The sequence below is a fragment of the Ruminiclostridium cellobioparum subsp. termitidis CT1112 genome (assembly GCF_000350485.1).
Taxonomy (GTDB): domain Bacteria; phylum Bacillota; class Clostridia; order Acetivibrionales; family DSM-1351; genus Ruminiclostridium; species Ruminiclostridium termitidis.
Window position 1 is genome coordinate 1 of record NZ_AORV01000029.1, and the last position, 21,498, is coordinate 21,498.

Below are 21,498 nucleotides of genomic sequence, written 5' to 3' on the forward strand. Positions count from 1 at the left end.
AAATATCTTACTATGAAAAGTCTATAAATTCTCTGTTCAGTTTAGTTGCAAAGTTTTTTACATCAATAGACCAAAATAACATTTTAGAGATTTATAAAAAGGTAAGTTTTGTGTATGTTGATGATTTTTGGGAATTGATTGAAAAATTTAAAGTATATAATAATTTTACAAAAGAAGGCTTTAAAGAATTTATTTATGAGTCAAAAGTAAATCTTAGTGTATTGTTAAGATACAAAGAAATTATAGAATGTTTTGGTGACATAATTAAGGAATATATGCTTAATGATTGTACTTCTGCGGAACTTCTACTTGATAAATATGAAATCAAACATATTAGTGAACCATTTCCGTTGTACTTTCCAAAAGAGTTGAATAGCATAGATAAAGAGAAAATTATTGCTGATTATATTGACAGTAAAAACCCGAATTTGAATTATTTAAGGTTAATGTCAAATATACAAAGTAATAAAGATAAGATTGAAATATCACCAAAAACTCTATTAAAAGCGAAAAAGAGGGCTGAAGAGCAAGAAAGTAATTTTTTTAAAGAGAATTCCGGGTTCTCCGTGGAAACATCTGTAGTTTTTTCAGAGACACAAACGGAGGCAGCCCAAGTAATGATAAATGAAAAAATGATAGCAGCTTCATATGGTACAAGATGGATAGCTGACAATTTGGATTATGCAACTTTGTTAAATAACTTTATTCACTTATTTGAATTTGTAGATATACAAATGAGATTTCAATTAGTTAGCAAATTTAACCAAATGGGTGTATTTGAAAGATTCATATCTATGTCTTCACAAAATTCTTATCAAAAGGGGTTTGTCTTTGAGCAATTAAATAATTTGTCTTTATTACAAATGTTGGGATATTATAATTATTTATTTGGTATTGGCGTAAGATTAGAAGAAGTTATTGAATGGTTCTTTGAAGAATATCTCTTAAATGAATTTAATGTTAAAAATTTCATTGTAACTATGCCATCTAGTAACTCAACATTCTTAGAGAAATGTACTAATATTATGCCGGCTTTGGAGGCGGTATTGAAGCAATTCTCTTTATTTGTTGAAGAGGGGGAGGTAGACCATGAATTGCTTGAAATAAGGTCAGACCAACTTATATATCAAAACATACCATCGCTAATTGAAAAAAAGTATGCATATGGGATGGGTGATGAATATAAAAATGCAACTTTTTTTCTTTTTTCAGATCAAAGCTGCTTAGGTTATGTAGAAAAATTGGAACCGACATATAATAATTGTTATGAATTGTTATCTAATGAAAAAATTAAAATTAGTGATTATAATGACTTTTTTATTCATAATATAAATTGGCTGATAGAGCATCAGTATTTGTCAATGGATGAAGAATATTTAACCTTTTCAAATGATTTACTAATTTTACTGTTGAAAGATTTATATTTTAATGATGTTATTACTTATTGGAACTATACTGAAGATGGAAAGCGAATAATGGATGAGCTTGAATGTAGGAATGTTATTGAATTTGAAAGTTCATTATTTTCGCGGCCAGAGCAAGCATATATTAACTATTTCCTTAATAAGCGACAATTTAATAACGGGATAGATTTAAGAAATAAATACAGCCATACTCAACCAAAAACGGGAAATGACGAAAAAATGTATCATCATGACTATATGGTGTTTTTTAGATTATTTGTGCTTTCTATAATAAAAATAAATGATGAGTTTTGTACATTTGATGAGTTAAGAAAATTAGACTAAGGCAATTAGTTAAATTCTCTTAATTCTAAATACTTTTCGTTGCTTTTTAGTAGGATTAAAAAACTCCTGCATTGTAGCCGAAACAGCTTTATCTTTAGAAGTAAGCATATGTGAATAAGTATTTAAAAATGTGTCTTTACGTGCATGACCTAGACGGCTGGCACCAGTAACGATATCAAACCCCATAGCCATCATCATGGAGGCGTTAGTGTGCCTTAAACCATGAAAATTTACATGAGGAAGATTATTTTTTTCTAGAAATTTTGGCCACCATTTTGTAGGGGTATCCGGATGCATTGGTTTACCGTTCTGCTGTATAAATAATTTATCATTATCCTCTACGAGTTTTCCGGCAACTCTTTTTTCATTTTTAAAAAGTTGCTGTTCCCTTTGATAAGCCTTCAAAAGCTGCATGACAAATGGAGGTATGGAGATCACTCGGTTTGATTTATCTGTTTTAACTGTATCCTCATATACACCTGTTTCTTTTAAATAGTTAGAAGTTTTGTTGATTTTTATTGTGCCGGTTTCATAATCAATATTTGACCATTCAAGCCCCATAAGCTCCCCTCGGCGCATTCCAGAGAATAGATCAGCAATGCTATGGCTCTGAATTTCAGTTTTTCTTTACCAAGTGCATCCATAACGAGCTTTACTTCATCAATTTCTAAAAATGGCATTTCGGTATTTTTAGGCCTGCTTACCTCAGCTTTAGCTGCTGGATTTCCAGGGATATACCCCCACTTTACAGCTTTGCCTAAAATGGATGATATTAAAGCATGATGATGTAGAATTGTTCTTTCAGAAAGATCTTTATCCTGATCTATATAGGTAATATCACCTATTACAACATTGTCCAACGAATCGACTATAATTACGCTACAAAACTTTTTTAAGTTGTGCTTGATAAGCCATTCGGCCGCAGGCACCAATTGCGTATGAATATAATTTTTATCTATATCCGGATACTGAGTAATGGAATCAATTTTTAATCCATTGTCTATTGTAGGAACCGCTACAAATGAAAATAATTTAACCGTCATTCTTTCCAGACCACAAAAAACTTCTATGCTTGCTTTAACTATGCCACTTATTTGTAATTCAGTTGTACCTACATCATATATAAGTTTGTTTCCCTGGATAGAAGGAATACTTTTAACAAGTACATTGTCAGGGCGCTGCAAAATGATTTTGCATGTATATTCTTGTAAAGTAATCGGCTGATCATCATTGGTAATAGTAATAGTATGGTACATACTTACCGAGCTCGGCAGCATAATCGAAAATGCCGGCAAGATGGGAGATCCTATCCCAGGATTCTTACAAAAGGCTATTGCCTTATTTAAAGGGACTGTTGATGCTGCAGGAGAGAAATTGACAGAGGGTAAGTAATAATATGGCTCTCAGGGAGAAATCCTTGAGAGCTAAATACTAATGTTAATTTTTATTATTTTGTAGTTTAATCTCACTAAAAAGTTGTTTCCATTTATTAAATTTAGGCTTTACCTGTTGGGAAAGATAATCTGCATAAGAATTTAACTTATTTATCCAATTTTTATAAATAAATAAGATTAAATCTTGTTCTGATTTAGAAAGAGGCATCTGGGTTGTAAATTGTTTTAAGAAGTCTATTTTCTCACCTATAAATTTTTCCAATTCTTTTTTGAATTTATTATCTGTTCATAAGTATCAAAATTCAATTCTAAAAGTGTCAAAGCATCATCATCAGTTTCAAAATCTTTTAAATCAAAATCTAAAAATTTTTCGTTAAGCTCTTTGACAGAATTTAAAAATATTGTTAGTCTTTCTTCAACGTCATCGGAGTAGCCTTTTAACCAATTTAAAGTTGTTTTACCTATATAATCGTCAATAAAAATTCTCTTTATTTCTTCGGATGTTAATTCTTCAATAATAATCCTTTTTTCAAAGTTTTTAAGCCAAGAATCCCTGATACTTTGTATATATTTATTAAAAAAAATTAAAATGCTAAATAATACTCCAAAAAGTTGCAAGGATATTTTAATAGTTAATGTATCATTGTTATTTATCCAAAGATTATTATAAATTCCTTTTAATTGGAAGATTAGAATAATGCAAAAGGACAAACTAACAATCCTAGCGATAATTTTCGTTGATTTGTAGTTTCTGCTTAATATTGTTGAACTGAATTCAACCCTTGGATATCCATTCTTTTTAATTGTGTTATTTTGTTTTCTATTTATTAGTATGGAAGAGCAAACATTTATAATATTGTAGATTCCATATGTATAATATGCCCAAGGAAAAAAGTTTTTGAACGTTGAGGTATACCCAACATAAAGATTTAACATTCCAACAATAAATAACCATGAAAGGAAAACCAGGTTATTTATTCCAACTAATTTTGATGTTAAATCATTCAATAATGTTCTTTCATTATTATTTGAAAAATCAATGGAGCTATAAATAATAAGACAACTACATATTAATAGATTATTTAACCCAGTGAAAAAAAGTATTATCATGAATTTGTTTTCAGGGATATTTATTAAAGGTATATTTGTAATCAATTGCATTAACAGATACGAAAATAATCCAATTATTGCCCAAAGAGTCAATCCGTCTGAACTTTTACTACTTAATTCTCTATCATTTAACTTTTTTATATACTCGAACCAATCTTGGTGTTAAAATTCTCCATATCATCAACTCCATTTAAATAAGAATCTTTACAATAGTATTTTACCATAATATCCAAATGTTAAATATTATTGTCGCAATCTGCTTGTACTACGACGCAATCGTAAAGTGACAGCTAATTTAATTGCTAATGAATGAGGATTATAATAGTTGATCATGATGTAAGAAAACCTATACTATACTTCATTAATTTTTGTACTTTGAATAAAGTGGTGTCCAAAGTGGTGTCCAAGACATATTTTTTAGAAAAAATAACAAAAGCTTAGAACCTCGATGGCTCTAAGCTTTAAGTTTGGCAGGGGAGACAGGACTTGAACCCGCAGCCGACGGTTTTGGAGACCGCTACTCTACCAATTGCGCTACTCCCCTAAGACGAATATTAGTATACAATACAGTTTGCAGTCTTGTCAATGAAAAACTGATATTTAGACCAAGAATTTTGCGTGTGAGGATAAGTATAGCTATTTTCCATTTTTCGACCGTATTATTTCCGGGTTTTTTAATAATATTGCTCCTTTACTTGAAAAAAGGTATTATTAAAAGTAGAATATTAAGTAACATTAAAAGTAGAATATTAAGTAACATTTTTAAGCAGTAAATTTTAAAGCAACACATTTTGAAATAATACATTTTGAACTCAAGTTATATAATTTTAAGGCACACTTGATTGACCGATTGTCAAATACAGATAATGAGGCAGCTATGAAATTCAGAGACAATATCTTTATTTTATTTATAATCTTCATATGGTTGGGTGCTTTGGCTACTATTCAGATAAGAAGCACTGTGGACATGCAACGTCAAAATGCCGAGACCCTGGATCTGGGCAAGCTGAAGGACCAGCTTGATTCAAAAATCAAGCTTGGGGAATCCTATAAAGCCCAGATAACAAAATTGGAAAATGACAAGGAGGTTTTTATCAAGGCCTCTTCAACCAATGCGGCAAATGTCCAGTCCAAAATGGAACTTGACTATTTAAGACTGATATGCGGGCTGACGGATATTACAGGGGACGGAGTCATTATTACCCTCAATGATGCTGAGGGACCTGACGTAGTCGATGCTGATTCGGTTATGGACTATATTATCCACGATTCCGACATACTGAATGTGGTGAATCAGCTCAGAATCGGCGGAGCGCAGGCTATTTCCATCAATAATGAGAGGATCATTTCAACCAGTGAGCAGGTGTGTGCCGGTCCTACCATAAAGGTCAACAGCAACCGCTATGCGGTTCCATACGAAATAAAAGCCATCGGTGATCCCCGTGAACTGTATGCGACCTTGACCGGCAACGGTTTGATCGATGAAATGACCACCCTTGGCAAAAGGGTAACCATAACTCAGAAGGAAGGCATTGAAATACCTAAATTTTCAAATGATATCAGCGGTTTGATTTCCAAGTTGGAGGTAGTTAATAATGAAAGCAAAAAGAGTAAGTAGAAATATATCCATAGCCTTGATATGCGTTATTTTGGGCCTGGCTTTGTCCTGGCAGTTCCAGAGCATCAGGAGCAATGCAAAGGTTATGAATCTGGAAAGCCAGAAAAAAGATGATCTGGTTGTTAAAATACTCAATGAACAAAAAAATAATGAGAATCTGAGGGCAAAGCTTAACGAACTGCAGGTTCAGCTTAACAAATTCGAAAGCGCAAGAGGTAATTCCGACGAAAACCTGAAGCTTTTGACCGATGAAATACAGAAGCTGAAAACAGTGGCAGGCCTGACCGATGTTAAAGGCAAGGGTGTAACTGTGACTTTTGCAAAGGAAGATTCACTTAATGTGGAGGATGACGATCTTTTGTTCGTGCTGAACGAGCTCAGGGCCACAGATGCCCAGGCGCTGGCAATTAATGACCAGAGGATAATCGACACTACCGAGGTGAGGGTTGCCGGAGGTTATATAATGGTAAACGGCCGGCATGTTACACCGCCATATGTGATAAAAGCCATTGTAGACCCTGACAATGCAGTGAATGCACTGAATATGATCGGCGGAGCCCTGGAAAAAATAAAGCTCTTCATAGATGTACATGTTGAAAAGTCCGATAACATTGAGATTCCGAAAATAAGTGAGGAATTGATAAGGACAGATAAGTTAAAGCCCGTGGAAAAGGATTGACCCAGGGCCCCGGCATTGCTTTAAAACAAATTGTATAATACAAAATCATCAGCTTTACCACAAATGACAAGGCAGTCTTGCAGTATGTTAAAACATCATACTGCAAGGCTCTTTTTTTGTTCTCAAATCAATATAAAGTTTATATAAATAAATATAAATAACTTTTATCATAACGAGGCCATAGATGTCTGTGCTGTCCTATAGGACTCTTTTTCCTCGTTAGATGCGCCTAAGTAAGAAAATTCTTTTAAAATTTTCAATTAATCTTATGCGTTGTAATGTATCAATTACGTCGATGGGGGTAGTTAAATTGAGGATTAGAAAAGTAATTACCATATTTATTATACTGGTCATTTTTGCCCTGCTGTTTGATAACTTTATAATGCGCCATAACAGGGCAGACCTGAATTCCAGACTCTCGGACCTGGGCGGGGTTTATAGTGCCAGCAGCAGGAATGTCGACTATTCCAACGAGCTGACAGGCAGGGTTATAGATGAGGTAGACTCTGCTGCGGGGGAGGAATCCGCACAGCAGGGTGTTTATTCCTATGAGCAGAAAAGGTGCTGGGGGATCAGCCGCCAGCCTGACGGCCAGACTCCCAGGGCAGACCCGGGGGCAGGTGATGTGCTGAAAAAATACGGCGGCAAATATTTGGGAGATGTAACAAAAAATATTATCTATCTCACCTTTGATGAGGGTTACGAGAATGGTTACACCCCCAAAATACTCGATACTCTCAGGGACAACAATGTAAAAGCCGCATTTTTTATTACAGGCCCCTACCTTAACGAACATCAGGACCTGGTGCGAAGAATGGTTGAGGAAGGCCATACGGTGGGAAACCATACCATTCATCACCCGAGTCTCCCCGAAAAGGATGATTCACAGATAGAAGAGGAAGTTCTGGGGCTGGAGAGGGCTTTTAACGAAAAGTTCGGTGGAAAAATGAAATTCCTCAGACCCCCAAAAGGCGAGTACAGTGAACGAAGCTTGAACATCACATATAAACTGGGCTATTGCAACCTTTTCTGGAGCTTTGCGTATGACGACTGGCACAGGGACAAAATACGCGGTCCCGAGTATGCATACAAAAAAGTTATGAGCAACCTGCATAATGGAGAAGTAATGCTTTTGCACGCAGTATCCAAAGATAATGCGGACGCCCTGGATATGATAATAAAAGGAGTCCGGGCAAGCGGATACGAATTCGGAAATGTGGAAGAACTTGCAAACTAGTTCTACTGTGAAGAGAGGCAGGAATCCGATGAAGAGTAAGGCTTTGGAGAAAGGAAAGGCTGTCAGGAAAGCTGGGGCTGCCAAAAAGGAGCAGGAAAAGAAGAAACCCGGACTTAAGGAAAAGGTTGCTGAAATCCTTGAACTCCCTAAAGAAATAGTCTTGAATATGCCCAAGCTGACCATGCTGGGGAATGGGGATCTCATTGTTGAAAACTACAAAGGCATTGTAGAGTATGATGAAGGGATTATAAGACTCAATACAACCTCGGGAATCATTAAGGTAACAGGCACTAATATTTACATAAAGGAAATCACACTCGAAAACATAATGATTTTTGGCGAAATTCAATCTCTGGAATTTATGAAATAAATTATCGGATGATTGAATTTGAGCAAATGAAGAAGATCTTGGGCATATGAAAATACTTGAGCATATGAAAAAACGCAGGTGCTCTTTATCACTGTTTGCTTGCGTGCATGTACCGGGTACGCAGATAGGAGATTAGATGTTGATTTGGAGATTATGGAATTATATTAAGGGATATGTTATTATTATAGTTGAAGGTTACTTTTTGGAAAAGTTTATAAACATATGTACCCATAGAAACATCCGTCTTTGGAATGTCAAGTGGCAAAAGAACAGCAGGGTGTCCATGAAACTCAGCATAGATGATTTCAGGGAGCTGAAACCTGTTGTAAGGAAGACCAGATGCAAGGTGCATATTGTCAAGCGAAAAGGTATCCCGTTTATTTTAAACAGGTATAAAAGCCGTAAGGCCTTTGTGATAGGTTCCGGTATTTGTATTATTGCTTTTTTTCTGATATCCTCCTTTATCTGGGATATATCAGTTGCCGGAAACAGCAATGTTTCTACCGAATTTATAATGGAAAGGTTAAGGGAGAACGGCGTAAGGACAGGTGCTTTGAAATTCAGGATCAATACGGATGATGTTGTGGAAAATATGATGCTTCAAATAAATGACCTGGCCAGAATCAGTGTTTCACTTAAAGGAACCAGGATTTATGTGGAAGTCACCGAAAGAACAAAGCCGCCTGAATTGATAAATAAGGAAATTCCCTGTGATATCATAGCATCCAGGGACGGAGTGGTTTATTCGATAGTTGCCAAGGAGGGACTTGAAACAGTAAAGATTGGAGATACTGTTACAAAAGGTCAGCAGTTGATTACAGGCAGGGTGCTCAATGTTAAAAATCCTGAAGCACCTCCATTGATGGTGCATTCCATGGGAAGCGTAAAGGCAAGGACCTGGTATGAAGCAACTGCAAAAATTGAGCAAAATCTTGTAACGGCTAAAAGAACGGGCTTGAAAAAAGAAATGTATTCGATAGTTTTTTTTACAAAAAAATTAAATTATTTCACACTCAAATTCCATATAATAATTCAGAACATGTGGAATTGAAAAAAAAGCTGTCGCTTGGAGCCAACTTTGCTTTACCTTTTGAACTGATCACTGATCAGTATTACGAATATGAAGTGGAACAGAACAAGGTTGATATGGCAACGGCAAAAAAAATTGCTTCGGAGAAGGCTGTAGAATTGGTCCAGAAGCAGATACCCTCTCACGCAGAGGTGTTGAAGAAGAATACTACTGAAGTTGAGGACGGCGATGGAAGCAAATCAGTCAGGGCATTGATAGAATGCATTGAAGACATCGGAATTACACAGGAGATTGGAGGAATGTGATACTTGACAGAAATAGTGGAAAAGAGTATTGATTTTTACAGTATTGAGTATGCAATGAATATTTTCGGAAATTATGATGAAAATATCAAAATTATAGAGGACGCCTTCGAGGTGAAGGTATTGACAAGAGGGACTTCGATCACCATAAGCGGTGAGGAGGAAAATGTACAAAAGGCCGAAGTAATAGTAATAAAGCTTCTGGAAATTGCAAAGCAGGGACAATCCATAACCAGGCAAAATGTTCAATACCTGGTTGGGCTCACCCTTGAGAAGCAGATAGAGAAAGCTGATGAAATTATACAGGACTATGTGTGTCTGACTGCAAAAGGGAAGCAGATCAAGTATAAGACCCATGGACAGAAGCTTTATTTTAACGCCATTAAGAAGAATGATATAGTTTTTGGAATAGGTCCTGCCGGCACGGGTAAGACCTTCCTGGCAGTTGCAATGGCGGTTACGGCCTTCAGAAACAAGGAGGTCGACAGGATAATCCTCACAAGGCCGGCAGTGGAGGCCGGTGAAAAGCTGGGCTTTCTGCCCGGGGATCTGCAAAACAAGGTCGACCCGTATTTGAGACCTTTATATGACGGTTTGTATGAAATAATGGGTGCTGATCTCTATATGAAATACCTGGAAAGAGGTATGATAGAGATAGCTCCCCTGGCCTATATGAGGGGAAGAACTCTTGACAATTCCTTCATTATCCTTGACGAGGCCCAGAACACAACTCCCGAGCAAATGAAGATGTTCCTTACCAGAATAGGCTTCAACTCAAAGGCGGTTATAACCGGGGATATCACCCAGATAGACTTGCCGGGGGAAAAGAGATCGGGCCTCAAGGAAGTGACAAATATCTTAAAGGATATCAATGGTATAGAGTTTGTCTACCTCACAGAAAAAGACGTTGTCAGGCATGAACTGGTACAGAAAATCATAGTTGCTTATGACAAATACGATAAAAGAACAGTGTAAAGCAGTAGTTTAGGGGATTTGCCAATGAAAAAAAACAAGAAGAATACCAGCAAACTGAACAAGCTTGCCAGGAATAACAATGTACAAAGGATGTTCCTGGTATTGATTACTGTTTTAATTGCTTTTATCATAATTGAAACAGGTGCCCAGCCCACAAAATACAAATTGAGTGTCGGTGACGTATCCAGATATGACATTCCCGCACCGAGAGACATTGTAAATGAGGTCTTGACCGAACAGAACAGACTTGCTGCCATGGAAAATGTCGAACCCGTCACAAAGGAAGATACCAAAGCCTTTGTGGAGGTAATCTATAAAAAGGACGACTTTTTCAAGGCAGTGGCCGGGGCAAGATCAAGTGTTGAGAAGTATTTAAAGGATATGGGTATATCGTCCAGGGATGAAAACTATGCTCAATATCTGAAGGATGCCCAGAATATTGCAATCAACAGTTTGTCGGGGCAGGTGAAAAAACAGGGTATAATCCTGTCGCAGGACCAGATAAGCTACCTTGTTACAAAAGCCACAGACAGCGAAATGGAAATTTTCGAGGAGCTGACCAGGCGTCTGATTTCCGAATCCATGGCCGAAGAGGTTACCGAAAGCAATCTTGCAATACATTTACATAGGTTGCAGAACAGTTACCAGAGTGAGCAGGGTATAAGCCAGGAATTGAAGAATATAGGGGAACATCTGGTCAGGAGCATTTTGAAGCCAAACAGGATTGTGGATGCTGATGCTACCGCAAAGAAGAAGGAAGAAGCCTACAACGACAATGCAAACATTGTAAAGATAAAAAAAGAGTCCAGGATAATAAGCTTTGGAGATATAGTTACCGACGATAAGCTGAAACTGCTGGAAGATCTTAACCTGCTTGAGAAAAACGGAAAATATGATTACCTGTTCTCAGCGGGTATCCTGTTTGTAATTTTATTCCTTACAACGCTGACAGCCCTGTTCCTGAGGAAATATAACAAGGACATATACAACAGACGGAAGGATATACTGTTGATTTGTCTGATAATAACAATAATTCTGGTGCTGGCAAGGTATTTGTTTACATTTTACGATGGTCTTGTAATACCTATATTTATGGGGACCATGCTGGTAGCAACTCTTTTAAATATTGAAACCGCCGTGGTGATAAACTGTATTCTGACCATCGGCATTTCAGTGATGTCCAAGGGGAATTTGAAATTTCTGTATTTGGGCCTTATTTGCGGTGTCATATCGGCATTTATGGTCTCAAAGGCCAATCAGCGCAGCAGGATGTCCATGAATGGATTATTGCTAGGACTTATAAATACTGCTTTTATTGTTTGCCTTGACTTTATTTACAAGAGTGATTCCAAGACCATACTGATTGACAGTGCGGTAGTATTTCTGAACGGTTTTGTATCAATGATTCTTACAATTGGCTTCCTGCCGTTTCTGGAGAGCGCCTTTAATATAGTCACCCCGTTGAAGCTTCTGGAGTTGTCAAATCCCAATCATCCGCTGCTGAAAAAGCTTTTGATCGAAGCTCCGGGGACCTATCACCACAGCCTGATGGTAGGGAATCTTGCAGAGATTGCCGCCGAGGATCTGGGTGCCAATGCGCTTCTGGCGAGAACAGGTGCGTATTTCCATGATGTCGGCAAGCTTAAAAGGCCTGACTTTTTCAAGGAAAATCAGTTGACCGAAAACCCCCATGACAGGATGACTCCAAACCTGAGTACCCTTGTCATTACGTCTCATACCAAGGATGGCCTTGACATAGCAGCCAAATATAAACTTCCCCAGTCAATACTTGATATAATCAAGCAGCACCACGGGACTACGCTGGTTGCCTATTTTTATCATAAGGCTTTGAAGGGAGAGGGCGAGGCCGAAATCAAGCAGGAGGACTACAGATATGACGGACCAAAGCCTCAGACAAGGGAAGCAGCAGTGGTAATGCTGGCCGATTCGGTTGAGGCTGCCGTGAGATCCATGAATGATAAAACAGAAGCCAAAATTGAAGCTCTGATCAGAAAAATTATAAAGGATAAGCTGGACGACGGTCAGCTTGACAATTGTCAGCTTACATTAAATGACCTTGATAAAATAGCAAATTCTTTCATGAGGGTATTGAGCGGATATTTCCACGCAAGGGAGCAGTATCCTGAAATAAAGGATGCCCTGATGGGAGCAAATAATGTGAATAACAAAGAGATTAATGAGTTATCCGAAGCCGCCGGAACAGATGCCATTGGGAGACCGGCAGGAGCTGACGGGGAAAACCGCGGAAAAGGAGAAGCAAGAGTTGATAATAATAGAAAATGAACAGGACAGAATTTCAATATCCGAAAATATAAATGAGTTGATAGAACGCACCATAGACCTCTGTATGAAATCTGAAAAGCTGGAAAAGGCTTATGAGGTAAGTGTGCTGATTGTGGACGACGAGGAAATCAGGAAAATAAACAGGGAACACAGGGATATTGATAAAGCTACCGATGTGCTTTCGTTTCCTATGGCGGAATTTGAAAACGGTGAACTCATTTCGGATGAGGGGGACTACGATCCCGAATCCGAAGAGCTGATGCTGGGAGATATAATCATATCTGCCGAGACTGCAAAAAGGCAGGCCCATGAGTACGGACACAGTTTCGAAAGAGAAATTGCCTTTTTGACGGCACATTCCTGCTTCCATTTGCTGGGCTATGACCACATGGAAGAGGAGGAGGAAAAAATAATGCTTGGCAAGCAGGAAAATATCCTGCGGCAAATGGGTTTAAACAGGCACAGTATTTAGCTGCATTTATGCAGATGTGGAGACATATATGAAAAACAGAAATCTTTACGAGAGCTTTAAGACGGCTTCTCAGGGTATATGGTACACCCTTGTAAAAGAGAGGAATATGAAGATTCATTTTGCCGCTGCCGCCGGTGTTATTCTTCTTTCACTTTGGCTTGGCGCAAGCAGGATTGAATTGACCGTACTTTGCCTTACAATAGCTATGGTTATTTGTTTTGAGCTCATAAATACGGCAATGGAGGTCATGGTTGATATCATTGTTGACGTATATCATCCCAAAGCCAAAATAATAAAGGACGTGTCGGCGGGAGCCGTTCTTGTATCCGCATTCTTCAGTGTTGCCATTGGCTGGATCATTCTGGGAGATAAGCTTATAAACAGGTTGATTATTTTATTGAAATATTTTTAAATCCAATTGACAAAGATAATGTCAGGTGATAGTATGAATATAAAGAGTGGTAATACCACCTTACCAAGTTAGTTTGGTGGCTTGCAAATTTTTAATATTACAAAAGGAGTCTTGGTTTTGAATTATAGTGATGGAGTAATAAATAAAAATGCCGTAAGCGATCAAATAGTTGCATACATTGAAGAACGTATCATAAAAGGAGAGTTAAAAAGCGGTGATAAACTTCCCAGCGAGAGGGTATTTGCCGAAACACTGGGTGTCAGCCGTATTCCCCTGAGGGAAGCTCTGAGATCCCTGAGCCAGCTGGGGCTTGTAGAAACAAAGCACGGACAGGGTACTTTTATACGTGATGCCAATAATAGTTTTCTCACAGGGAAGCTGGCGACCTATATGTATTCCAGCGATACTTCGGTTTTTGAAATTCTGCAGTTCCGCCAGATTTTGGAGTCTGAATGTGCAAAGCTTGCTGCAACTTTAGCTACAGAAGAAGAGCTGGAGGAGATCAAATATTACAGGATAAAGGCCGAAGATGCCGAGGCATCCATCCGGAACGGTGATTATGATGAATTCAGTTCCATGGATATCAAGTTTCATACGGCCATAGTAAAGGCTTCACACAATCAACTATTTCTCAATCTATTCAATGCAATTCATAAAACGCTGAGGATACAACAAATTTGGAGTTTGAGCGAAAGTCATGAAATTTATGATTATATAGATTTTCACCGGCAGATAACAGAAGCCATAGAAAACAGGGACCCTGAGCAGGCATACAACTGTTCGAGGGATCATATCATCAGCGTGGGCAATCTTATGATGAAGAGTTATAAAAAAGATCAGGAATAAGTTCTGTTAAAAATCCAGCTAAAAAATTGAGATTAATATTGTAATATGCATTCAGCCGGATTTTTTTATTCAAAGTGGTAATACCATCTTACCAATTAGTGAGGGTTATAACTTATACACAGTAGAACTTAACAATAAAAGGGGGTTATCCAATGGATATTCTGAAACAAAATATTATTGCGGCAAAGGACGATTTAATACTGGCTGCCCGGAGAGCTGTCAGCTCTGGACTTCAAACCGGCACAGGAGGAAATATAAGTGTCAGGGTTCCGGGTTCCGGTTTAATGGTTGTAAAGGCAAGCGGAGTGGCTTTTGATGAATGTGTACATGATAATATTGTGGTTACCGACTTTCAGGGAAATGTGCAGGAGGGCAATTTGAAGCCTACACAGGAGTTTGTGCTCCACGCTTCCTTATATGAAAAATACGGGAATATCGGTGCCATAGTACATACTCATTCTCCATACTCCATAGCATGGACCTACACAAAAAAAGATCTGCCTCTTATAACACAGCATGCAATGCTCAAACTGAAGCATTCCATACCAAATTTATCCTATGACACACCCACAATTCCAAAGGAAGGCATGCTGGAAATATATAAAAATATGGACGAGAAGTCCGGCTTGCAGGCATTTTTACTGGAAGGCCACGGTATTGTGGCAATTGGGAAAAGTGCGGTTAAAGCCTGCCAGACAGCCGAGCTTATAGAGGAGACGGCAAAGATCGTATACCTGGATGCAGTTCTTAAAAGTACATTAAAAGAACTTTAAAAATTTATATAAAATTAAAAAAATTTGAAAGATCTTTAAACAAAATTATTAAACAGAATTTTAAAGCATTTGAAATGGAGATTAAAATGAAAAATGAGCAGATCTTTTGTTTAATGGAAAAGATCAAGGATGAGGATTATATAATAGCTACCTATTACGTTGAGTTGATGCAGAATGAAAGTATTGTAAAAAAAGCTTCTGCATTTGCCGTAGGTCAAACCCTCGGAACATGGATTCCCGTTCCCGGAATTGATGATGCAATGAGAGAACGGCATATGGGTAAGGTCGTAAACATCTATGATATTCCGCCTGCTGATCTTGAAGTGTCCGGGGATGAAAAAAGAAAATATCTGATTCAGATAGCATTTCCCATAGAGAATTTCGGGAACCAGTTCCCCATGATGCTGACAACCCTGGTCGGCAACGATGCTTCCACCTCAATTCAGACAAAGCTTGTTGATGTTCAGTTCCCCAAAAAATTCACAGCCGGTTTCCGCGGCCCCAAATATGGGATTGAAGGCATACGCAAGCTGAGTGATGTGAAAAATCGTCCTTTGCTGCTTAACATGATAAAGCCCTGTACAGGAATCACACCTGAAGCAGGTGCCGGAATTTTTTATGAGACGGCTTTAGGCGGAGTTGATTTGATCAAGGATGACGAACTTTTGGGTAATCCTGCCTTCAGTGAGGTTTCAAAAAGGGTAAAGGAATATAAAAAAGCAGCCCGGAGGGCTTTTGAAGCCACCGGACACAAAACCCTGTACGTGGTGAATATTACCGACCGCGTGGGAAATATGCTGAATAATGCAAAAAATGCAGTTGATCTGGGTGCCGATGCAATTATGATCAACTATTCGGCAGTGGGCTATGACGTTCTGAATTATATTTCGGAATCAATAGATATTCCGATCCTGGGGCATTATGCGGGAGCCGGACTGTTCTATGAATCAGGGTTCTCAGGTATAAGCTCCCATCTGGTCACAGGGAAATTCCCGAGACTGGCAGGAGCGGACATGGTGGTTATCAATACACCATATGGAGGTTCCAATTTGAAACATCAGAAATATTTAAGCACAGTACAGCAGCTAACCCTGCCTTTTTATGATCTGAAGCCGGTATTTCCGGCTGTTGGTGGCGGAGTACACCCCGGCATGGTAGAAAGGTATATGAGTGATCTGGGAGCAGATATAATATTGGCTTCCGGCGGGGCGGTGCAGGGTCACCCTATGGGAGCCGCCGCAGGGGCAAAGGCAATGAGACAGGCTATGGATGCAGTGGTTGAAGGAATAAAAATGGAGGATGCCGCAAACCGTCACGAGGAATTGAAATGTGCTCTGGATTTGTGGGGGTATCAAAAGACCTAGGAGGATGAGTTAGTGAAAAAACCAGTTTTCGGTTCGGGTTGGAAAATGTTTTTGACGGATAAGGAAGCCATGAATTATGCTCAAAGGCTGAAAGAAAATATTCCCGGGGAACAGGACGCAGAACTGTTTGTGCTTCCGTCCTTCACGGCTGTAGAAAGGGTAACGGCAATACTGGCCGGGACTGACATAAATGTTGGGGTACAGAATATGTGCTGGGAGGAAAAGGGAGCCTTTACCGGAGAAGTATCGGTATTGTCACTGAAGGAAATGGCTGTCAAATATGTGGAAATCGGACATTCAGAACGCAGAACATTATTTGGAGAGACAGACCGGACAGTAAATCTAAAAATCGGAAAGGCCATGGAACACGGCCTGGTACCCATATTCTGCATGGGAGAGGAACTGCAGGAAAAAGAAAAAAATCTTGCCAAAGAGCTGCTTTCAATAGAGATAAAAAACGCTTTGCACGGAATACCTTATGCTGACGCTAAAAAAATTATTTATGCATATGAGCCTGTATGGGCCATAGGCATGGAGGATTCGGCCCAACCCGATTATGCCCAGGAGATACTAGGATTTATCAGACAGCTTCTTGCACAGATATATGGGAGGTCCGAGGGAACTGAATTTACCGTGGTATATGGCGGAAGTGTGTCCCTTAAAAATGTGGAGAAGCTCATTTCACAGCCTGATATTGACGGAGTTTTTGTAGGCAGGGCAAGTTTGAGCATCGAATCCTATATGGAGATGCTTGATATAATCAAAGATTCATGGAGCAAAAAAGTTAAGAAGCAGAGAGGGGACGATGAAAATTGATCATTGCAATAGGAAGTGACCAGTGGGGATTTGATTTTAAACAGATGCTTATAAAGGAATTCACAGCTAAAGGACATGAATTTGTTGATGTCGGTGCTTATAACAAGGATGAAATAGATTATCCCGACATAGCTTATGCCGTTGCACAGAAAGTTTCTAAAAAAGAATGTGAAAGAGGTATACTGATATGCGGTACTGGAATCGGTATGGCGCTGACCGCCAACAAAGTCAAAGGTGCTTATGCCGCAGTATGCCATGATGTTTATTCCACCGAAAGGTCAATACTCAGCAACAATGCCAATATCATGTGTATGGGAGCACAGGTCATAGGGCCTAAAACTGCATATTCTCTGACTGACCTTTGGCTGAATCTGGAGTTTGACAGTAAAAGCAATTCAGCGAGAAAAGTTCAGGAAATATATCAGATTGAAAAGCTGGGCTAATAATCATTAAATAACAAGGAGATATAAAATGTCTAAACTAACTGTAAGACCAATCAATACAGGATACATACCAACCTATCCAAAGCAGTATCATTATCATCATTCGGTCCACAAATATTATCCTGACATAAGTGATGAAAAGGTTGCACTGCCGGTGTTTACATTTCTTATAGAAGGAGGGGAGGAGCTTATTCTGGTGGATACGGGTATGGCTTGGACCGACAGGGCAAGTGCCTATCACCATCCTGGATCATATCAGCCAGAGGGAATGGCAATCCATGAACAGCTTGAAAAGATAGGCTGCAAATGTGAGGATATTAAGAAAGTTATTTTCACTCATCTGCATTGGGATCATATATTTTACATGGAGAAATTCACAAATGCACAGTTTATAGCACAGCGCAAGGAGTATGAGTTCGCCATGGATCCAATACCCCTGTACTATAAGTCCTACGAACACCCGTCGCTGGGAGTGAAGCGTCCTTTTGAAGGTATAAAAATAGATCTTGTGGACGGTGAGGCGGAAATTGCTCCCGGAGTGAGAGTATTCCCCACACCTGGACATTCTCCGGGACACCAGTCTGTTGAAATCGACACAAACCAGGGCAATTATATTTGTGCAGGCGATTCGGCCTTCATCATGAATAACTTTAATGAAATCAGTGAGATCAACTATACAGTAACTCCGCCGGCACGCTTTGCAAATATGGTGGAATGCTGGAGGAGTCTTGAAATTCAAAAGAAAAGAGCTAAAAGCCTGGAATTCATACTGCCTTGCCATGAACCGGAAATAGAAGAACGTATTAAGAAAACTCCAGTTCTGGGAAAATAACCGATTGAATGGAAGGTAACTATTGATATCATGGAAAAAACCATAGCAATCATCGCCAGTTTGGATACAAAAGAAGCTGAAGTGGCATTTGTGAAGGAAATGATAGAAAAACAGGGCTGCAAGACTTTCATTATAGATGTGGGAGCCAAGGGCAGCGAAAGCATTGTGCCCCATATCAGGGCCGAAGATGTGGCAAGGGCGGCAGGCAGGGAATGGGACAGTATATATGACATTCCGAAACATGAAATGATAGTGGGACTATTGGAAGGGATAGCTGTTTTGATGCCTGAACTGTATGCTCAAGGGAATTTTGACGCTGTTTTGTCTCTCGGCGGTGCCCAGAATACAACCATAGGCGTCAGTGCAATGAAAAGTCTGCCCGTGGGGCTGCCTAAGCTGATGGTCTCCACAATTGCATGCGGACAGAGGACTTTCGAGTCATTCGTGGACACAAAGGATATTACTCTTATGCCATCTATTGCAGATATATCCGGAATCAATAACCTCACCCGCACCATTTTAAGCAATGCTGCGGCAGCTATTGCGGGAATGGCTAAACATGCGGGAGTTCCATTAAAATCAGGCCAGGAGCTTATTGTTGGGGCAACGCTGATGGGTGTGACCAATACCGGGGTTGCAGAGGCAGTCAAGCTGATGGAAAAAGCCGGTTTCCAGGTCATAAGTTTTCATTCCACCGGTGTTGGAGGCCGGGCAATGGAAGAATTCATCAATGAGGGAACAATTGGAGCGGTAATGGACTTATCTCTGCATGAAATCACATCCGAGATGTTCGGAAAGGGCTTTTCCACGGGGGCCAATAACAGGCTGACTGCAGCCTGCAATGCAGGCATACCTCAGGTGGTGGCACCCGGAGGGGTTGACTTCATTGACTTTTATGCAAAAGAGCTGCCGCAGGATTTAAACAAACGCAAACATATATATCATAATTCAAACATTGTACATGTTAAGCTCCTGGAGCAGGAAATAGTCAGGGTGGGAGAGATTATTACCGAGCGGTTAAACAAAAGCCGCGGTCCCGTCACTGTAATTATTCCCTTACGCGGATTGAGACAGAATACTTCTCCGGGTGAAGCCTTATATACCCCGGAGGTCGACAACGCTTTGATTGAAGTATTGCACCGGGGACTGCGCAGGGATATTAAAATTGTTGATGTGGATGCAAATATCAATGATGAGATATTCAGTAAAACAGCTGCGGCAGAGCTGCTCAGAATGCTTGAACAGCAAAATATGGAATAAATGTAACTGTTGAGGGAAGTTTGCACAAAAAGCGTATTCCATATTGAAAATATATTGTGCAAAATAACCTAAAAAGTATTGACTTATGTAACCTTGTTTTATATAATGTATTACGAAAACGTTTTCGTGTTAGCGCTTTCTAGAAAACGTTTTCGTAAATAATTACATTATGGAGGTATGCCATGTCAAACATAAATGATGTTGCTAAAGAGGCCGGTGTATCAATTACGACAGTTTCCAGATATCTTAATAATTCATACCCTGTGAATGTCAATACTAAAAAAGCAATACAGGAAGCCATTAATAAACTGAATTACAAACCTAATGCCATAGCAAGGGGATTGGTCCGAAAAAAGACAAACACTGTAGGAATAATAGTCCCCTACATAACAAACATGTTCTTTCCTGAAGTGGTAAGGGGTATTTCAGATCAGTGCAACGCAAAAGGTTATGACATTATTTTGGTTAACAGCAACAGTGATGGTTTTGAAGAGAAGAAAGCCGTAGAAAACTTTCTGGAGCGGCAGGTAGACGGTATCGTGATCATAGCACCGAAAATAGAAAAACTGCCGCCTTCCTTCTATAGAAAGCTTAACAAAACCCTGCCGCTGGTTCTGGTCAACAAATACTTTAATGATAAGGATATTGTTTTTATTTACAACGATGAAAGAGATGGGGCTTTCAAAGCCACAGAGTACCTGCTTGATTTAGGACATAAAAATATTTTGTTTATAAGCGGTTCAGAGAACAGTTACTCCAGTGAAGTAAAAATAAAGGGCTTCAATAAAGCCTTGAAGAGCCGGGGACTGCTTCAGAAAAAAAATTCCGAAGACAATGATAATATTTTGATAAGCGATTATACCAGCGAAAATACCTTCAAGCTGATAAAAAGCAATATGGAACATGTCAGAAAGCATAGTGCCATCTTCTGTGCCAACGATCTGATGGCCATAGGTGTGATAAAAGCACTTAGATCGGAGGGATATGAAGTGCCCAGGGACTTTTCGGTCATGGGGTTTGATGATATCAGCATAAGCGCTTTATATGAGCCGGGTATATCCACAGTTTCTCAGAACATTACTTCTCTTGGGAAAGTATCTGGAGATGCAATAATTAAACTTATATCAAAAGAGGATGTCGTAAGAAATCAGGTTTTGAATACCAGTCTTATTATCAGAGATTCATGTTCGAGAATAAAGGAATAGTGGTTCCTTTATCTAATAAAACCCAATTTGAGGAGGAAATTATTCATGAAGAAAAAGATTTTAGGCTTGTCATTGGCAGTTGTTCTTTCAATAACAGCAGTATTGACTGGATGCGGCGGACAATCAGCTTCAAATCAAGCACCGTCAAATTCGTCTGCAAGTGCTGCCAGCACCCCCGCAAAAGCGGAAGAACCGGTAACAATCAAGTTTGCTTATTGGGCAAGTGCCGGCGGAGAGAGCGATGCTTTTGATGCATTGGCTAAAAAGTTCCAGGATGAAAATCCAAACATCAAGCTGACAATGCAAGG

21 protein-coding genes, 1 tRNA gene and 2 pseudogenes are annotated in these 21,498 nt (G+C 39.1%); 20 read left to right on the forward strand and 4 right to left on the reverse strand.

Translation table 11 applies throughout. From position 1 onward, the window contains the following. Window positions 1-1,748: hypothetical protein (locus CTER_RS10210; protein ID WP_004625389.1), on the forward strand; the 1,748-nt coding region annotated here is incomplete at its 5' end. 9 nt (window positions 1,749-1,757) lie between these two features. Here CTER_RS10210 and CTER_RS26935 read toward each other — a convergent pair. Together CTER_RS26935 and CTER_RS26940 are read right to left on the reverse strand one after the other, a co-directional pair. Next, window positions 1,758-2,309, reverse strand: coding sequence for a site-specific integrase (locus tag CTER_RS26935; RefSeq protein ID WP_051066571.1), 552 nt, complete (start codon window positions 2,307-2,309; stop codon window positions 1,758-1,760). Beyond that, window positions 2,264-3,043, reverse strand: a complete 780-nt coding sequence (locus CTER_RS26940) for a BppU family phage baseplate upper protein (RefSeq protein WP_051066573.1) — start codon at window positions 3,041-3,043, stop codon at window positions 2,264-2,266. Before CTER_RS26940 ends, CTER_RS26935 begins: the two co-directional genes overlap by 46 nt. On the opposite strand from CTER_RS26940, the gene CTER_RS27565 reads away from it, so the two are divergent. Next, complete coding sequence (locus tag CTER_RS27565) at window positions 2,979-3,140, forward strand: phage holin family protein (RefSeq protein ID WP_083908968.1); 162 nt, start codon at window positions 2,979-2,981, stop codon at window positions 3,138-3,140. The two genes, CTER_RS26940 and CTER_RS27565, sit on opposite strands and share 65 nt — an antisense overlap. A 248-nt stretch (window positions 3,141-3,388) precedes the next feature. Here the strand turns inward: CTER_RS27565 and CTER_RS10225 are convergent, their stop codons facing one another. Together CTER_RS10225 and CTER_RS10230 are read right to left on the reverse strand one after the other, a co-directional pair. Next, complete coding sequence (locus CTER_RS10225) at window positions 3,389-4,150, reverse strand: hypothetical protein (RefSeq protein WP_040760800.1); 762 nt, start codon at window positions 4,148-4,150, stop codon at window positions 3,389-3,391. A 570-nt stretch (window positions 4,151-4,720) separates the two neighbouring features. Further along, window positions 4,721-4,796 (reverse strand) — tRNA-Trp (locus CTER_RS10230). Between the two features lie 333 nt (window positions 4,797-5,129). On the opposite strand from CTER_RS10230, the gene CTER_RS10235 reads away from it, so the two are divergent. The 18 genes and pseudogenes from CTER_RS10235 to CTER_RS10320 all read left to right on the forward strand — a co-directional run. Next, entirely contained in the window at window positions 5,130-5,870 is a 741-nt protein-coding gene (locus tag CTER_RS10235; protein ID WP_004625386.1) for a DUF881 domain-containing protein, read from the forward strand. Then, window positions 5,848-6,549, forward strand: coding sequence for a DUF881 domain-containing protein (locus CTER_RS10240; protein ID WP_004625399.1), 702 nt, complete (start codon window positions 5,848-5,850; stop codon window positions 6,547-6,549). The genes CTER_RS10235 and CTER_RS10240 overlap by 23 nt, the downstream gene beginning before the upstream one ends. 310 nt (window positions 6,550-6,859) lie before the next feature. Next, window positions 6,860-7,786: a delta-lactam-biosynthetic de-N-acetylase gene (pdaA, locus tag CTER_RS10245; protein WP_004625405.1), complete on the forward strand. Its 927-nt coding sequence runs from the start codon at window positions 6,860-6,862 to the stop codon at window positions 7,784-7,786. Window positions 7,787-7,814: 28 nt separating this feature from the next. Continuing rightward, the gene (gene yqfC, locus CTER_RS10250) at window positions 7,815-8,156 is read left to right on the forward strand and encodes a sporulation protein YqfC (RefSeq protein ID WP_004625393.1); all 342 of its coding nucleotides are present in this window, start codon (window positions 7,815-7,817) and stop codon (window positions 8,154-8,156) included. A gap of 136 nt (window positions 8,157-8,292) precedes the next feature. Next, a pseudogene (gene yqfD / locus CTER_RS10255) lies at window positions 8,293-9,491 on the forward strand (sporulation protein YqfD). 3 nt (window positions 9,492-9,494) lie between these two features. Then, window positions 9,495-10,463, forward strand: a complete 969-nt coding sequence (locus CTER_RS10260) for a PhoH family protein (protein WP_004625396.1) — start codon at window positions 9,495-9,497, stop codon at window positions 10,461-10,463. 24 nt (window positions 10,464-10,487) lie between these two features. Further along, entirely contained in the window at window positions 10,488-12,767 is a 2,280-nt protein-coding gene (locus CTER_RS10265) for an HD family phosphohydrolase (RefSeq protein ID WP_004625387.1), read from the forward strand. Then, window positions 12,748-13,239, forward strand: a complete 492-nt coding sequence (gene ybeY, locus CTER_RS10270; protein WP_004625403.1) for an rRNA maturation RNase YbeY — start codon at window positions 12,748-12,750, stop codon at window positions 13,237-13,239. Before CTER_RS10265 ends, ybeY begins: the two co-directional genes overlap by 20 nt. Before the next feature lie 28 nt (window positions 13,240-13,267). After that, window positions 13,268-13,651, forward strand: coding sequence for a diacylglycerol kinase family protein (locus CTER_RS10275; RefSeq protein WP_004625401.1), 384 nt, complete (start codon window positions 13,268-13,270; stop codon window positions 13,649-13,651). Between the two features lie 117 nt (window positions 13,652-13,768). Continuing rightward, window positions 13,769-14,497, forward strand: coding sequence for a FadR/GntR family transcriptional regulator (locus tag CTER_RS10280; protein ID WP_004625398.1), 729 nt, complete (start codon window positions 13,769-13,771; stop codon window positions 14,495-14,497). Between the two features lie 152 nt (window positions 14,498-14,649). Further along, on the forward strand, window positions 14,650-15,270 hold the full coding sequence (locus tag CTER_RS10285) for a class II aldolase/adducin family protein (RefSeq protein WP_004625391.1): 621 nt from the start codon (window positions 14,650-14,652) through the stop codon (window positions 15,268-15,270). A gap of 86 nt (window positions 15,271-15,356) precedes the next feature. Then, window positions 15,357-16,634, forward strand: coding sequence for a RuBisCO large subunit C-terminal-like domain-containing protein (locus tag CTER_RS10290; RefSeq protein WP_004625395.1), 1,278 nt, complete (start codon window positions 15,357-15,359; stop codon window positions 16,632-16,634). A 12-nt stretch (window positions 16,635-16,646) separates the two neighbouring features. Then, window positions 16,647-17,450: a triose-phosphate isomerase gene (gene tpiA, locus CTER_RS10295; protein WP_004625402.1), complete on the forward strand. Its 804-nt coding sequence runs from the start codon at window positions 16,647-16,649 to the stop codon at window positions 17,448-17,450. Beyond that, a complete protein-coding gene (locus tag CTER_RS10300; protein ID WP_004625400.1) occupies window positions 17,447-17,893 on the forward strand; it encodes an RpiB/LacA/LacB family sugar-phosphate isomerase in 447 nt (148 codons plus the stop codon). Before tpiA ends, CTER_RS10300 begins: the two co-directional genes overlap by 4 nt. Before the next feature lie 28 nt (window positions 17,894-17,921). After that, complete coding sequence (locus CTER_RS10305) at window positions 17,922-18,725, forward strand: N-acyl homoserine lactonase family protein (RefSeq protein WP_004625397.1); 804 nt, start codon at window positions 17,922-17,924, stop codon at window positions 18,723-18,725. A 30-nt stretch (window positions 18,726-18,755) separates the two neighbouring features. After that, window positions 18,756-19,985 (forward strand): Tm-1-like ATP-binding domain-containing protein, encoded by a 1,230-nt coding sequence (locus CTER_RS10310; protein ID WP_004625404.1) that lies wholly within the window; start codon window positions 18,756-18,758, stop codon window positions 19,983-19,985. 182 nt (window positions 19,986-20,167) lie between these two features. Further along, the gene (locus CTER_RS10315; protein ID WP_004625390.1) at window positions 20,168-21,190 is read left to right on the forward strand and encodes a LacI family DNA-binding transcriptional regulator; all 1,023 of its coding nucleotides are present in this window, start codon (window positions 20,168-20,170) and stop codon (window positions 21,188-21,190) included. Between the two features lie 45 nt (window positions 21,191-21,235). Next, window positions 21,236-21,498: pseudogene (locus tag CTER_RS10320) on the forward strand (hypothetical protein); the annotation flags it as partial.

Excerpts from the sequence above, each read along its gene's own strand:
- CTER_RS26935 (WP_051066571.1), bottom strand. The coding sequence starts at position 2,309 with ATGGGGCTTGAATGGTCAAATATTGATTATGAAACCGGCACAATAAAA.
- CTER_RS10235 (WP_004625386.1), top strand. The coding sequence starts at position 5,130 with ATGAAATTCAGAGACAATATCTTTATTTTATTTATAATCTTCATATGG.
- CTER_RS10240 (WP_004625399.1), top strand. The coding sequence starts at position 5,848 with ATGAAAGCAAAAAGAGTAAGTAGAAATATATCCATAGCCTTGATATGC.
- yqfC (WP_004625393.1), top strand. The coding sequence starts at position 7,815 with ATGAAGAGTAAGGCTTTGGAGAAAGGAAAGGCTGTCAGGAAAGCTGGG.
- CTER_RS10265 (WP_004625387.1), top strand. The coding sequence starts at position 10,488 with ATGAAAAAAAACAAGAAGAATACCAGCAAACTGAACAAGCTTGCCAGG.
- CTER_RS10275 (WP_004625401.1), top strand. The coding sequence starts at position 13,268 with ATGAAAAACAGAAATCTTTACGAGAGCTTTAAGACGGCTTCTCAGGGT.
- CTER_RS10285 (WP_004625391.1), top strand. The coding sequence starts at position 14,650 with ATGGATATTCTGAAACAAAATATTATTGCGGCAAAGGACGATTTAATA.
- CTER_RS10290 (WP_004625395.1), top strand. The coding sequence starts at position 15,357 with ATGAAAAATGAGCAGATCTTTTGTTTAATGGAAAAGATCAAGGATGAG.
- CTER_RS10305 (WP_004625397.1), top strand. The coding sequence starts at position 17,922 with ATGTCTAAACTAACTGTAAGACCAATCAATACAGGATACATACCAACC.
- CTER_RS10310 (WP_004625404.1), top strand. The coding sequence starts at position 18,756 with ATGGAAAAAACCATAGCAATCATCGCCAGTTTGGATACAAAAGAAGCT.
- CTER_RS10315 (WP_004625390.1), top strand. The coding sequence starts at position 20,168 with ATGTCAAACATAAATGATGTTGCTAAAGAGGCCGGTGTATCAATTACG.